The sequence below is a fragment of the [Flexibacter] sp. ATCC 35103 genome, from assembly GCF_001975985.1.
Classification (GTDB): Bacteria; Bacteroidota; Bacteroidia; order Flavobacteriales; family Flavobacteriaceae; genus Flavobacterium.
Genome location: NZ_MTQF01000003.1, coordinates 114798 through 129314, shown reverse-complemented (window position 1 = coordinate 129314; position 14517 = coordinate 114798). Strand labels below are relative to the sequence as shown.

The 14517-nt window shown below is 31.8% G+C and carries 17 protein-coding genes; 5 read left to right on the top strand and 12 right to left on the bottom strand.

The genetic code is table 11. The features are described 5' to 3' along the window. Positions 1 to 104 precede the first annotated feature (104 nt). From BXU01_RS04840 to BXU01_RS04815, 6 genes are all read right to left on the bottom strand, one after another. The gene (locus tag BXU01_RS04840) at positions 105 to 1055 is read right to left on the bottom strand and encodes a DUF3078 domain-containing protein (RefSeq protein WP_083691973.1); all 951 of its coding nucleotides are present in this window, start codon (positions 1053 to 1055) and stop codon (positions 105 to 107) included. A gap of 78 nt (positions 1056 to 1133) precedes the next feature. Next, on the bottom strand, positions 1134 to 1643 hold the full coding sequence (locus BXU01_RS04835) for a DUF2480 family protein (RefSeq protein WP_083691972.1): 510 nt from the start codon (positions 1641 to 1643) through the stop codon (positions 1134 to 1136). A gap of 74 nt (positions 1644 to 1717) precedes the next feature. Beyond that, positions 1718 to 2041, bottom strand: a complete 324-nt coding sequence (locus BXU01_RS04830) for an SUF system Fe-S cluster assembly protein (protein WP_055097577.1) — start codon at positions 2039 to 2041, stop codon at positions 1718 to 1720. A gap of 108 nt (positions 2042 to 2149) precedes the next feature. Continuing rightward, a complete protein-coding gene (locus tag BXU01_RS04825) occupies positions 2150 to 2575 on the bottom strand; it encodes a SufE family protein (protein WP_083691971.1) in 426 nt (141 codons plus the stop codon). 2 nt (positions 2576 to 2577) lie between these two features. Further along, entirely contained in the window at positions 2578 to 2931 is a 354-nt protein-coding gene (locus BXU01_RS04820; protein ID WP_255373707.1) for a hypothetical protein, read from the bottom strand. 79 nt (positions 2932 to 3010) lie between these two features. Next, positions 3011 to 4225, bottom strand: a complete 1215-nt coding sequence (locus BXU01_RS04815) for an aminotransferase class V-fold PLP-dependent enzyme (RefSeq protein ID WP_083691969.1) — start codon at positions 4223 to 4225, stop codon at positions 3011 to 3013. 221 nt (positions 4226 to 4446) lie between these two features. Here BXU01_RS04815 and BXU01_RS04810 point away from each other — a divergent pair, with 221 nt between their 5' ends. The 4 genes from BXU01_RS04810 to BXU01_RS04795 are packed head-to-tail and all read left to right on the top strand — an operon-like array spanning position 4447 to position 8270. After that, the gene (locus BXU01_RS04810; RefSeq protein ID WP_083691968.1) at positions 4447 to 5796 is read left to right on the top strand and encodes a serine hydrolase; all 1350 of its coding nucleotides are present in this window, start codon (positions 4447 to 4449) and stop codon (positions 5794 to 5796) included. A gap of 48 nt (positions 5797 to 5844) precedes the next feature. Next, positions 5845 to 6363, top strand: coding sequence for an ATP-binding protein (locus BXU01_RS04805; protein ID WP_083691967.1), 519 nt, complete (start codon positions 5845 to 5847; stop codon positions 6361 to 6363). After that, positions 6363 to 7883: a PIN domain-containing protein gene (locus BXU01_RS04800; protein WP_083691966.1), complete on the top strand. Its 1521-nt coding sequence runs from the start codon at positions 6363 to 6365 to the stop codon at positions 7881 to 7883. Before BXU01_RS04805 ends, BXU01_RS04800 begins: the two co-directional genes overlap by 1 nt. Positions 7884 to 7886: 3 nt before the next feature. Then, on the top strand, positions 7887 to 8270 hold the full coding sequence (locus tag BXU01_RS04795) for an ASCH domain-containing protein (protein ID WP_083691965.1): 384 nt from the start codon (positions 7887 to 7889) through the stop codon (positions 8268 to 8270). 54 nt (positions 8271 to 8324) lie between these two features. Here BXU01_RS04795 and sufD read toward each other — a convergent pair whose 3' ends face one another. The 6 genes from sufD to BXU01_RS04765 all read right to left on the bottom strand — a co-directional run bounded on the left by sufD (position 8325) and on the right by BXU01_RS04765 (position 13272). Further along, positions 8325 to 9641: a Fe-S cluster assembly protein SufD gene (gene sufD, locus BXU01_RS04790; RefSeq protein WP_083691964.1), complete on the bottom strand. Its 1317-nt coding sequence runs from the start codon at positions 9639 to 9641 to the stop codon at positions 8325 to 8327. 117 nt (positions 9642 to 9758) lie between these two features. After that, entirely contained in the window at positions 9759 to 10127 is a 369-nt protein-coding gene (locus BXU01_RS04785; protein ID WP_055097566.1) for a four helix bundle protein, read from the bottom strand. 39 nt (positions 10128 to 10166) lie between these two features. Beyond that, positions 10167 to 10913, bottom strand: coding sequence for a Fe-S cluster assembly ATPase SufC (gene sufC, locus BXU01_RS04780; RefSeq protein WP_083691963.1), 747 nt, complete (start codon positions 10911 to 10913; stop codon positions 10167 to 10169). Positions 10914 to 10926: 13 nt separating this feature from the next. Further along, positions 10927 to 11415: a flavodoxin family protein gene (locus BXU01_RS04775; RefSeq protein WP_083691962.1), complete on the bottom strand. Its 489-nt coding sequence runs from the start codon at positions 11413 to 11415 to the stop codon at positions 10927 to 10929. A gap of 7 nt (positions 11416 to 11422) precedes the next feature. Further along, a complete protein-coding gene (sufB, locus tag BXU01_RS04770) occupies positions 11423 to 12871 on the bottom strand; it encodes a Fe-S cluster assembly protein SufB (protein WP_055097561.1) in 1449 nt (482 codons plus the stop codon). A gap of 71 nt (positions 12872 to 12942) precedes the next feature. Beyond that, positions 12943 to 13272: an iron-sulfur cluster assembly accessory protein gene (locus tag BXU01_RS04765; protein ID WP_055097560.1), complete on the bottom strand. Its 330-nt coding sequence runs from the start codon at positions 13270 to 13272 to the stop codon at positions 12943 to 12945. A gap of 374 nt (positions 13273 to 13646) precedes the next feature. Between BXU01_RS04765 and BXU01_RS04760 the strand changes: the two genes are divergently transcribed. After that, complete coding sequence (locus tag BXU01_RS04760; protein ID WP_083691961.1) at positions 13647 to 14504, top strand: MBL fold metallo-hydrolase; 858 nt, start codon at positions 13647 to 13649, stop codon at positions 14502 to 14504. Positions 14505 to 14517: the final 13 nt, after the last annotated feature.

Here is a 14517-nt window from a genome sequence, read left to right as displayed (position 1 = left end):
CAAAGCTATATAGATTTAGCTTTGCGAACTTTGTTTTTATATAACTCACTTATAAAAGACTTAGCGTTCTTTGCGGTAAAATATAAGCAGTTTCCAGTTTCAGATTAAAATCCAAAATTAATTCCTAAACCAAATACTTCTCTGGTTTGAAAACCACTAAAAGCATTATCATCATAAATTGCCTGAAAGGATAAATTGGCAGATAAAAATTTGTTTACTTTCATGATAATATTCAAAGAGTAATTAATATCTACATTTTGAGGATCTTCTAAATAATTAGAATATAAGTTCAATGTGTTTTCAGCAGTTACGTTCGTCATAATGGCTAATTTGTAATAAACCGATGCATAGAAACCCAATTCGTAACGCATTGTTTTATTGGCATCTACACCAAAATAATCTCCATCTACATACGGTAAACCAGTTGCCTGATCGATTCCTGAAGTATAAGCGCCATCTACAAAAGTAAATTTAGAAGTTAAAGGCGCAAAATTTATTTTTAGATTATCATCTTTTGTCCAGTAAATACCAGGACCTGTGGTAAGATATCCAGGAGACATGAATTGAGTATTTTCAGTTCTGATTTCTTTACCGTTCGCATCCTTTCCATACAAATAACCCGTTGAAAATTGAGTTCTGAAATTCAGGAAATAAGAATAATACCATTGTCCAAAAGCTTTTTTTCCAAAAATTGAGTTGAATTCCAGACGGTCATCAGTCTTTTTTTCATAATCGGCATTTTTAGTTTGTAAAAGTCCGTATGAAGCTAAAACCTTATTGTCCCAGGTAATATCATCTTTTTTGTAATTGAAATCATAGTTGATTCCTAAAGTTCCTGAGAAACTATCTTCACCTCCGGCAATCCAATTATTAAAGCTTGACTGATTTAATAAAAGAGAAACCGTTCCTTTTGCTTTCCAGCCTTCATCCTCGATAGTATCGTTTATTTTCTTTACTGCTTTTTCAGTATTCTGAATTAATTCCTTTTCCGAATTTTGGGCTTGAACAAAAGTTAAGTTCGCTAAAATAAAAAGTAATAACGTTAGCTTTCTCATGGTATATAGTTTAAATATGTAAGAACAAATATACTAAAAACCGTCAAAAGGTTCGGGATTATTGGGTCTAAAAGAAAGTTATTTCTTAGATTCTTTGTATAATGGTACTGCTGAACAAGCTTCCCCATACATTATACTTCTTGCAAAAGGTTGCAGGTAAGTTGCTGCTAAAATATAAGCACGAGTTGGAACCGGTTTTTTAGAACAGCCTTTTACAATTACAGGTTTGTTTTTGTATTCAGAATAATCGAGTTTACTTAAAATCTCTTCATATAAACTTGAATCTAAATCTTCGATTGTTCCGTTGACTACTTTTTTTGCAAAAGGTGCCAATTGAATTGCTACTAAAATTGAAGACCAAGCAGGAACAATAGCATCTGTGCTACAATTTATAGCAACATACTGATCTTGATATTGTGACCAGTCATGATTTTTTAAGTGTTCTCTAAAGTCTTTTTCTTTTAATAAAAAACCTTCTAAAAGCCATTGCGAAATGTCAATTTGAGTACGTATTCCTTTTGGATAATAATCCTCCAGATCAAATACTTCTAAAGCACTATTTGCAACTTTATTGATTATTTCTTCCATTTTCTCTAGTTTGCAGTTACAGTCTCAGTCACAGTTAAATACTGAAAACTGAGACTGTAAACTGTATACTTTTATTAAAGCATTCCTAATTCTAATTTTGCTTCTTCGCTCATTAAATCTTTACTCCAGGGCGGATCAAAAGTAATTTCAACATCAACATCTTTTATGTTTTCAATTGTTTTTACTTTTTCTTCAACTTCTCTTGGTAAACTTTCCGCAACCGGACAGTTAGGAGATGTTAATGTCATCAGGATTTTTACTTCGTAATCTGTATTTACCATTACGTCATAAATCAATCCTAATTCATAAATATCAACAGGAATCTCCGGATCGTAAATGCTCTTTAAAACTTTTACAATTGATTCTCCTAATTCGTTTGTGTCTATTTCTTGTTCCATTTTTTTTGTTTTTATGTTTTTTTTCGCCACGAATTTCACAAATTTCCCGAATTAGGTATTGTGATTAAAGTATTCGTGTTAATTCGTGAAATTCACGGCAAAAGAAAATTAATTTTTATTTTTTGTGTCAAAAGCCAAAGCGTACATTTTGATATTTTTTATCATCGAAACCAATCCGTTTGCGCGTGTTGCTGACAAATGCTCTTTTAAACCTATTTCATCAATAAATTCAGTATCGGCTTTTATAATATCTTCTGCTTTTTGATTAGAGAAAGCACGAATTAAAATGGCGATAATTCCTTTGGTTAAAATTGCATCACTATCTGCCGTAAATACAATTTTATCGTCATTTTGTTCCCCTTGTAACCAAACTTTCGATTGACATCCTTTGATTAAATTCTCTTCTGTTTTGTATTCTTCTTTAATCAACGGAAGACTTTTTCCTAATTCGATGATGTATTCATAACGTTGCATCCAGTCATCAAACATCGAAAATTCATCTATTATTTCGTTTTGTATTTCTTTTATTGTCATAATTATTCTTTCGTAAAACTAACCAGCAAATTTACCAATTTTTCTATTTCCTTTGGGGGAGTACCATTGTCGAAACCCAAGGTTTCATACGTTTGCTGATTCTTAGTTATCTTTAAATTTGCAATTGCAGCACCGTCATAAAAACGTTTTTCTGTTGGGGCTTTTAAAGTTTTAATACTTTCTAGGTCGATTTTTTCAAATTCAGCTACAATCTGTTTCCATTTTGCATCGTCTATTTTGCTTTCTATTGGTTCAGTGTTTTTACCATTTATAACTGAAACTGTTTTGTTTTGAACAATTATCTTTTTATAAAAGCCACGTGAAACTGCAGAATATTCCATTTGTGTTGCTGTCATATCAGTCGTTTTTTGGCTTGAGCAACTTGTTGCGATAAAGATCGTTAAGAGTAATAAAGATAGTGTTCTCATAGTTTTTTTAGCTTAACATAGTTTTTGCCTTTTTAACTGCTTCAACCATTATGTCAATTTCTTCTATTGTATTGTAAAAAGAAAATGAAGCACGAATGGTTCCGGGAATGCAGAAAAAGTTCATAATGGGTTGTGCGCAATGATGCCCTGTTCTAACCGCAATTCCTAATTTATCGATAATAGAACCAATATCGTAAGGATGAATTCCGTCAATATTAAACGAAACTACAGAAGCTTTATTTTTTCCGGTTCCGTAAATTTTTAGACCTTCAATTTCCAGTAAACGTTTTGTAGCGTGTTCTAATAATTTTTCTTCTTGTTTTTGAATGTTATGAAAACCTATGTTATTTAGATAATCAACGGCAGTTCCTAAAACAATTCCGCCAGCTATATTTGGTGTTCCGGCTTCAAATTTATGAGGAAGATCAGCATAAGTTGTTTTCTCGAAAGTCACTTCCTTAATCATTTCTCCACCGCCTTGATAAGGAGGTAATTTGTTTAGCCAATCTTCTTTTCCGTATAAAATTCCGGTTCCTGTTGGTCCGCACATTTTATGTCCTGAAAAAGCATAAAAATCACAATCTAAATCCTGAACATCAGGTTTTAAATGCGGAACAGCTTGCGCACCATCAATTAAAACGGCAGCACCAACAACATGTGCTTTTTCGATTATGTATTTTATAGGATTGATGATTCCTAGTGCATTCGAAATATGATTTACCGTAACCACTTTTGTTTTTTCTGATAGCAAAGCATCAAAAGCATCCATTATCAGTTCACCATCTTCGTTCATCGGAATAACTTTAAGAGTCGCTCCGGTTTTTTCGCATAACATTTGCCACGGCACAATATTACTATGATGTTCTAAAGAGGAAACAATTACTTCGTCGCCAGGTTTTAAAATTGAAGCAAAACCATTGGTTACCAAATTGATTCCGTGTGTTGTTCCCGAAGTAAAAAGTACTTCATGAGAGAACTTCGCATTAATATGATGTTGTATTTTTACTCTTGAAATCTCGTAAGCATCAGTTGCCAGTTGACTTAGTGTGTGAACACCGCGATGAATATTAGCATTTATTTCCTGATAATAGGTTGCAATCGCATCGATCACAATTTGTGGTTTTTGAGAAGTTGCTCCGTTGTCGAAATAAACCAAAGGTTTTCCGTTTACTTTTTCCGAAAGTATCGGAAAATCATCTCTTATTTTTTGGATATCTAGCATGTCTTATTTAGAAAAATTCTATCTACAAAAGTACTAAAACTAAATTGGTTTATCCATCAAAACTATAATTTCCTTTTATGGTGCTATCAATAGAAGATTTGAAGATTAATTCTGAAAAAATTTGAGCACATTTATAATTTATGTGAATTCAAAATATAAATTTGATCCTAAAATGGTGAAGATAAATTATTTATATTGCAGTAAAAATATCTTTTGAGAATATGAAAAAAATCATAAAGTTACTTCTGCTTGTTTTGTTTATTGTTATTTTTTATTTTGGATTCACCACTTATCCAAAACTTGAATTAATCTCAGGATTTTCAGCCAAAAGTATTGCTTCAGGACATTTTTTAGATCAGCGATCGAAAAGTTTAATCGAAAAAACAGATAATGATATTCCATTAATGGATTTGGCATCCAATACAATTAATGAAGCCGGAAAATTTACAACATCTTCAGTTTATGGTTTAAAAGAAAGAAAAGCGATTTACCGTGAAGGTTTAGGCGCGACATTAATTGATGAGGATTATGATATTTCGAAACCTTATTTACTTCCCAAACGAATTAAAATAGTGAATAACCTTGCTTTTCCTTATGGAAATAAGGAGCCGAAAGACACTTTGTTTTCAAATGTAGATTACTCAAAATTAAATAAAGCAATCGATGATTCTTTTGATAAAAATGGAGGAAAATTAAAGCGAACACGTGCTGTTGTGGTGTTATATAAAGATAAATTGATTGGTGAAAAATATGATACTGGTTTTAATAAAGACAGTAAAATTTTAGGTTGGTCGATGACTAAAAGCATCACAAGTTCGGCTTTTGGGGTTTTGGTCAAACAAGGAAAAATAGATATTTATAAACCTGCTCCAATTGCTGAATGGAAAAATGACGATCGTAAAATTATCACCATAAATGATTTGCTGCATATGAATTCAGGATTAGAATGGGAAGAGAATTACAGTAAAATTTGTGATGCTACTATTATGCTTTTTCAGTCTGGAGATATGGCAAAAGTACAACGCGAAAAACCGGCTCAGTTTAAACCCAACACACATTGGAATTATTCATCAGGAACAACCAATTTATTGTCGGGAATTTTAAGAAGTCAGTTTAAAACCCAACAAGAATATCTTGATTTTTGGTACAGCGCTGTAATTGATAAAATCGGAATGAATTCGATGATTGTAGAGCAAGATATGGCGGGAACTTTTGTTGGTTCTTCTTATGCTTGGGCAACAGCTCGCGATTGGTCAAAATTTGGGTTATTATATTTGAATAAAGGAAAATGGAACGGAGAACAAATCGTAGATGAAAGCTGGGTAAAATATTCTGCAACACCTACGAATACTTCTAAAGGTGCTTATGGAGCGCAATTTTGGTTAAACGCTGGAGGGAAATTTCCGGATGTTCCTCGTGATATGTTTTATTGCAGCGGATACCAAGGACAAATGGTAGCGATTATTCCATCTCTGGATATGGTAATTGTGAGAATGGGTTTGAAAGAAGAAGATCAGGGATTTGATTTTAATGGATTTTTGAAGGTGATAATTGAGAGTGTAAAGAAATAATTTTGTAATATATTTCATTCTTTTTTGTACCTTGCTTAAAAAATAATTATGGAATCGTTTGATAACATATTTTTTATTGGTGGTATTCATGGCGTTGGAAAAGGAACTATTTGTAAAGAAATAGTCTCTAAAAGTGAATTAATACATATAACCGCAAGTCAAGTTTTGAAATGGAATGAAATTAGTTTTTCAAATAACAAAGAAGTGCTAGATATTACTTCAACTCAGGAAAGATTAATTTTTGGCTTAAATAAATTAATTAATAAGGATAAAAAATACCTGCTTGATGGACATTTTTGCTTATTAAATTCATCTGGAGCTCCATGTAGAATTGATGAAGATACTTTTGATCAAATCAATCCAAAAACAATATCAATTGTAATTGATGATGTTGAGAAAATTGCCGAAAGATTAAAATTGAGAGATGGGAAAATTTATAGTATTCAAATTCTGAATGACTTGCAAGAAATGGAAATAGAATATGCAAAATATCTTTCAAATAAGCATTCAATTCCTTACATCGAAATAAGAGACGGAAATTATAAGCAATTAATGGAAAATATTTGATGAAAATTTTACTAGACACTAATATCATTATTCACAGAGAAGCAAACAAAATATATAAACCAGAAATTGGTCAGCTTTTTAAATGGATTGATAATCTTAAATATTCCAAATATATTCATCCTTTAACAGTTGAAGAATTAGAAAAATATAAAGATCCACATGCTTTTGATACTATGAGTATTAAGATTGAAAGTTATAATTTACTAAAGCATCAAGCTCCGTTAAGTAAGGAAATATTAAAGGTTAGCAAAAATATTGATAGTAAGGACAATGATATAAATGACACTCAAATCTTAAACGAAGTTTATGAAAGTCGGGTTGATATTTTAATTTCAGAAGATAAAAAAATTCACACGAAGGCTAATTTATTAGGTATCGGAGATAAAGTTTTTAAAATTCAAAATTTCTTAGAAAAAGTAACTTCGGAGAACCATGAGTTAGTTGATTATAAAGTATTAGCCGTTAGGAAAGCTGATTTTGGAGATGTTAATATTAAAGACTCTTTTTTCGATAGTTTTAGAGAGGATTATATCGAATTTAATAAATGGTTTAATAGCAAAGCTGAAGAAAAATGCTACGTTTGTTATAGCGACAACAACTTAACTGCATTCTTGTTTGTAAAAATAGAAAATAAGAACAGTGAAAGTTATTCAGAAATCACCCCAACGTTTATTCCTAAAAAGCGTTTAAAAATTGGGACTTTAAAAGTTTCCAGTAACGGATATAAAATTGGTGAACGTTTTTTAAAGACGATTTTCGACAATGCGATGCAATATGGAATAGAAGAAATATATGTTACACTTTTTGCTAAAAGACCTGAACAAGAGCAATTAATAGAAATGCTTGAAGAATGGGGATTCATATATCATGGATTAAAAACTACCCCAAATGGAGATGAAAAAGTCTACATAAGATCATTTGGAAAAGATTTACCCACAAATATTGAAAATCCTAAACTTACTTTCCCTTTTTTATCTAGACAAACTGATAAATATATAATTAAAATTGAACCACAATACCATACTGAACTTTTTCCTGATAGTATTAATACGAAAGAGGACAAAAGAAAATATACCGAGAATGAACCTCATAGAAATCGAATTAGTAAAGTTTATATTTCTCATTCACAAGATAGACAATTAAAATCAGGAGATATAATAATCATATATCGTATGGGAGAAACTACACCCAAAAAATATTCTAGTACGGTGACAAGTATCTGTATTGTTGAAAGTGTTCAAAATAATTTCGGATCTTTTGAAGATTTTTTTTATGCATGTAATAGACGAACTATGATATCAAAAGAAGATTTAAAAGCTAGTTGGTGGGATAAATATCCGAATAACAGACCTTTTGTTGTGAACTTTTTGTATGCGCATTCTTTGCCTACACCTAAGCCAACTTTAGATGATTTAAATAGATTGGGAGTTATTCCAGATATATTGAATATGCCTAGAGGATTTATTAAAATAACTAATGACCAATTTAATGATTTGATTAAATTTGCGTATAAATTATAAATTATGAAAGTAGTACTATCAATTAAACCTCAATTTGCAAATAAAATATTTGACGGGACAAAAAGATTTGAGTTTAGAAAAGCTATTTTCAAAAATAAAAATGTTACTTCGGTTTTAGTTTATGCTTCTTCTCCTGTTCAAAAGGTAATTGGAGAATTTGAAATAGAGAAAATATTTAATCTTGATCTTAAAGAGCTCTGGGATAAAACTAAAGATTATTCAGGTATAACAGAGGCTTATTTTTATGAATATTTTGAAAATAGACAGCAAGGATTTGCTATTCAAATAAAAAATAAAAAGAAATTTGAAAAACCTAAATGTTTAAAGGCTGATTATAATTTAACACCACCTCAGTCATTTGCATACTACTGGTCAAATGAAAAATGATAAAAATAAAAAACCGATAANNTTATCGGTTTTTTATTTTTATAATAGAATTTTCTACAAATCAAATCCTAAATTCACGCCTAATTTCATGGCAATGATTTTAGTAATTCTTTGTTTTAATTCCGGTATTTTAATGCTTTCGATAACGGCATTCGAGAATGCATACATCAATAAAGCTTTAGCTTCTTTTTTCGGGATTCCACGAGATTGCATGTAGAACATTGCTGTTTCGTCAAGTTGTCCAACAGTACAACCGTGAGAACATTTTACATCATCAGCAAAAATTTCCAATTGTGGTTTTGCGTTGATAGTTGCTTTGTCGCTCAATAAAATATTGTTGCTTTTTTGGAAAGCATTTGTTTTTTGAGCTTCTTTATTTACTAGAATTTTTCCGTTGAAAACTCCAGTAGAACGATCAGAGAAAATTCCTTTATAATCCTGGAAACTTTCGCAATTTGGCTGTGCGTGGTTTACCAAAGTATAGTGATCAACGTGTTGTTTGTCGTTCAGGATTGAAATTCCGTTAAGCGTACTAGTTAATCTTTCACCAAAGTGATAAAAGTTTAAGTTGTTACGAGTCAAATTTCCACCAAAAGAGAAAGTGTGTACATAAGCATGACTTTCCTGTTGTTGCGAAACGTAAGTGTTGTCAATTAAATTAGCTTCACTATTATCGTTTTGAATTTTGTAGTAATCAACAATCGCACGTTTTTGAGTAAAAATCTCTGTAACCGAATTGGTTAAAACAGGATTTTCATTCAAACTTTGGTGACGCTCGATAATTTGAACATGTGAATTTTCACCAACAATAACTAAATTTCTTGGCTGAACCATTAGCGCAGCTTCGTTTCCGGTTGAGAAATACATGATCTCAATTGGTTTATCAGCAACTTTCTTTTTCGGAATATTGATAAAAGCACCTTCGCTTGCAAATGCTGTATTCAATGAAGTCAAACTGTCATCTTTACTTGCGATTTGATTGAAGTAGGTATCAATAATCATTTTATATTTTGGTTTGGTCAATGCCGATGACATTAAGCAAACATCGATTCCGTCATGTGTAGTAGAAGACAAATGCGAACTAAAAACACCATCGATAAACACTAATTTATAAGTGTCGATTTCATGTAAAAAGTATTTTTTTACCTGATTAAATTCGATTGCATTTTCTTCCTTTGGAAAAACCGTAAAGTCATTTTTTAAGATGGCGTTTAACGATGTATATTTCCAAGCTTCTTCTTTTTTGGTTGGGAAACCTTTATTTTCAAAGTTTTTTAAAGCATTTGTGCGTATGTCATGTAAATCTGAATGTACATCGACACGCTCTTCAAAAGCCATAAAAGACGATACTAATTTTTCTTTTAAATCCATTTTCTTGTTTAGTCTTAAAGTCGAAAGTCGAAAGTCAAAAGACTCAGGATTGTCGACTGTTTTGCCAAAAGGTTAAAAATTTTAAGCATAAAGTTTGCGACTTTATGACTTTCGACTTTATGACTTTGGGCTCAAATATTTTATGAAACCACTTAATAATTTCGATATTTCTGTTACCGATTCTAAGAGTATTTCAAATTCTTCTTTAATAATATATTCCAGATCAAATGCTAAATATAATTGAGATCGAACTTCTCCTGCTGATGCTTTTGCTACATATAAAAAGTAAATAAACTCTTTGTCTGTATTTCTCTCAAAACCTTCAGCTATATTTGATGATATAGAGATTGATGCTCGTCTAATTTGTCTAACAAAATCAAAGTCTTTTTTAAAATTTGAGTTTTCAGTGATCAGATAAATTCTTTTATTGAAGATTCTTGATTTTTTCCAAGAATTGATTTCTTCGAAAGAATTGAATTTACTCATATTTTTCTTTTGACTTTAAGACTTGCGACTTTAGACTGTTTAGTTTTCCGCTTTAATCCAGTCGTATCCTTTTTCTTCCAGTTCGTATGCTAATTCTTTACCACCAGATTTTACAATTCTTCCGTTGTAAAGAACATGAACAAAATCCGGAACGATATAATCTAACAAACGTTGATAGTGTGTGATAACGATAATTGCATTTTTCTCGCTTTTCAATTTGTTAACTCCGTTAGCTACAATTCTTAAAGCATCAATATCAAGACCAGAATCGGTTTCGTCAAGGATAGCTAATTTTGGTTCTAACATTGCCATCTGGAAAATTTCGTTTCTTTTTTTCTCTCCTCCGGAAAAACCTTCGTTTAAAGAACGAGATAAAAATTTACGATCGATTTCTAATAACTCAGATTTCTCACGAATTACTTTTAGCATTTCGTTTGCAGGCATTTCTTCCTGTCCGTTTGCTTTACGAGTTTCGTTGATAGCAGTTTTCATGAAGTTTGTAACACTTACTCCAGGAATTTCTACAGGATATTGAAACGAAAGGAAAACTCCTTTGTGTGCTCTTTCTTCTGGAGCAAGATCAGCAAGATCTTCTCCGTCAAGGAAAACTGCTCCATCAGTAACTTCGTAGTTTTCGTTTCCGGCAATTACAGCCGAAAGTGTACTTTTTCCAGAACCGTTTGGTCCCATGATAGCGTGTACTTCACCAGCTTTAACTTCTATATTAATTCCTTTTAGGATTTCTTTATCACCAATTGAGGCGTGAAGGTTTTTTATTGATAACATTGTTTTTTTTATTTTATATAAATGTCAATTCTATTTTTGTTGTTTGGTTTAGGATGTTGGCATTAAAATGCGCGTGTCCTAAATATTCCATGCCTAAATAATCGGCTGATTTTTTGAAAGGAATGTAAAAACTTTCTTCAATTTCATTGTCGTGTGAATTTGATATCACACCAATTTTCTTTCCTCTTAGTTTTCTTCCGGTTTCTTTCTCAATTCGGATTAAATCCGAAAAGCGATCAAAGAAAACCTTCATAATTCCGCTCATATTATACCAATATATTGGCGTTGCAAAAATTAAAGTGTCGTACTGTTCGAGTATTCTTCTTATTAAAGGAAGAAAATCATCCTCTTTGTTTTTGCTTTCGTAATCATAATAAGAAATACTATAATCACTTAAATCAATTACATCGATTCCGGTATCTTTAGAAATTTCATCCACAATTCGGGTTGTGTTTCCGTTTTTTCTGGATGAACCTAAAATGATTACTTTTTTACCTTCCATTTTGCAATTAACCTACAGATCCTTCTAAAGAAATCTCTAATAATTTTTGAGCTTCAACAGCAAATTCCATTGGTAATTTGTTCAATACATCTTTACTGAAACCGTTTACAATTAAGGCAATCGCTTTTTCAGTTGGAATACCTCTTTGGTTGCAATAAAAAACCTGATCTTCTCCAATTTTACTTGTAGTTGCTTCGTGCTCTATTTTAGCCGATGGATTTTTACTTTCGATATAAGGGAAAGTATGCGCTCCACAATTGTTCCCCATTAAAAGAGAATCACATTGCGAAAAGTTACGTGCATTCTCAGCTCTTGGGCTGATTTGCACTAATCCGCGGTAACTGTTTTGTGATTTACCAGCTGAGATACCTTTAGAAATAATAGTCGATTTAGTATTTTTACCTAAATGTATCATTTTAGTTCCTGTATCTGCTTGTTGGTAATTATTGGTAACGGCGATTGAATAAAATTCTCCTACCGAATTGTCTCCTTTTAATACACATGAAGGATATTTCCATGTAACGGCAGAACCAGTTTCTACTTGTGTCCATGAAATTTTAGCGTTTGTTTCGCATAAACCTCTTTTGGTTACGAAGTTATAAACTCCACCTTTTCCTTCTTTGTTTCCAGGAAACCAGTTTTGAACAGTAGAATATTTAATTTCAGCATCATCCAAAGCGATTAATTCAACTACAGCTGCGTGCAATTGATTTTCATCACGGCTTGGAGCTGTACAACCTTCAAGATATGAAACGTAACTTCCTTCGTCAGCAATAACAAGAGTTCTCTCGAATTGTCCTGTTCCTGCCTGATTGATTCTAAAATAAGTTGAAAGTTCCATTGGGCAACGAACGCCTTTTGGAATATAACAGAAACTTCCGTCAGAGAAAACTGCTGAGTTTAATGCTGCATAGAAGTTGTCTTTTTGAGGTACAACAGTTCCTAAATATTTACGAACTAATTCCGGATGTTCTTTTATAGCTTCAGAAATCGGGCAGAAAATAATTCCTTTTTCTCCTAATGTTTTCTTGAAAGTAGTAGCAACAGAAACAGAATCGACAACAATATCCATAGCAACATTGTTCATCATTTTTTGTTCATCGACAGAGATACCTAACTTTTTGTACATTTCAAGAAGTTCAGGATCTACATCATCTAAAGTTTTTGTAGGATCTACTTGTTTTGGAGCAGAATAGTATGAAATGGCCTGAAAATCGGGTTTTTGATAATGAACATTTGCCCATTCCGGTTCGATCATTTCTTTCCATGCACGAAAAGCCTCAATACGCCAATCGGTCATCCATTGAGGTTCTTCTTTTTTTAGAGAAATAGCTCTTACGATATCTTCATTTAAGCCAATAGGAAATGTTTCCGATTCAATATCGGTGTAAAATCCGTATTCGTATTCTTTGGTTTCGAGTTCGATTTTTAAATCGTCTTCAGTATATTTTGACATTTTTTAGTTTTTTAAAACACTTAAAAAAATTAATTTTTCCAGCGTTTAAATTTTGCTTTTTAGACTTTAATTTATAGCGAAAAAGATTCTCCGCAACCACAAGTTCTGCTTGCATTTGGATTATTAAAAACAAAACCTTTTCCGTTTAATCCGCCTGAAAACTCAAGTATTGTTCCGGCTAAATATAGAAATGATTTTTTTTCAACTGCAATCGTTATGTCGTTGTCTACAAATATTTTATCGTCGTCGCCTTTGGTTTTGTCAAATTTTAAATCATATGACAAACCAGAGCATCCGCCACTTTTTACGCCTACTCTTACGTAGTCGCTAGCAGCATCAAAACCATCATCTTTCATCAAGTCGATGATTTTCTTTTTGGCTGTATCAGAAACTTTTATCATTGTTTATGGTATTTGTTTTTGCTTTCAATTGAATTAATATTCAAAATAGTAATTAAATTATTACATTTTAAAGTACTGTCTTTCAATGTTGAAATTAAATTATCTGCAAAGATACGACTTAAAAACCTTTTTCCATAACGGTTCACATTATTATAACAAATGTTAAAATAGATATTAGTTATATTACTAAATGAACAGGTTGTTGATGGCGGTTTTTTAATGATTTTAGATTTTTTTCAATTTTAAGGATAAACAAGAAATAATAAAAGTATCAGGTTTATACTTGACTTAAAACGTTTCAACATTAAAATGGAATTTTTTAGCATAACGAAATTGTATTTCCTAGCTTTGTTTGATATTAGAAATTTATTCTCATGAAACTTTATCCAATAGAATCCGGAAATTTTAAATTAGATGGCGGCGCTATGTTTGGTGTTGTACCTAAAACAATCTGGAACAAAACGAATCCCGCAGATACTTATAATTTAATTGATATTGCTGCACGTTGCCTGCTTATTGAAGATGGAAAACGATTGATTTTGATTGATACGGGAATGGGAAATAAGCAATCTGAGAAGTTTTTTGGTTATTACTCTCTTTGGGGATCACATTCGATAGATAAATCGCTGGCGAAGTATGGTTTTCATCGAGATGATATTACAGATGTTTTTATGACACATTTGCATTTTGATCATTGTGGAGGAAGCGTCCAATGGAATTCAGACAAAACTTTTTATGAACCGGCGTTTAAAAATGCTAAATTCTGGACGAATGAAAATCATTGGGAATGGGCTACAAAACCTAACGCTCGTGAAAAAGCTTCTTTTCTTTCAGAGAATATTCTGCCCATGCAGGAAAGCGGACAATTGAATTTTATAAAGCGTCCTGAAAATGACTTTGGATTTTCTGAAGAAATGAATTTCGGAATTTATTATGTCGACGGCCATACCGAAAAGCAAATGATTCCACATATTCAATATAACGATAAAACAATCGTTTTTTGTGCTGATTTATTAGCAACAGCCGGACATATTCCGTTACCTTATGTAATGGGTTACGATACGCGACCTTTGCTAACAATGCCGGAAAAATCAAAATTCCTTACTGCAGCAGCAGACAATAATCATTATTTGTTTTTAGAACATGATGCGCACAACCAGATTATAACGGTGGAACATACAGAAAAAGGAGTCCGCCTAAAAGAAGTTTTTACTTGCGAAGATGTTCTTTAGAAAAAACTTAAGC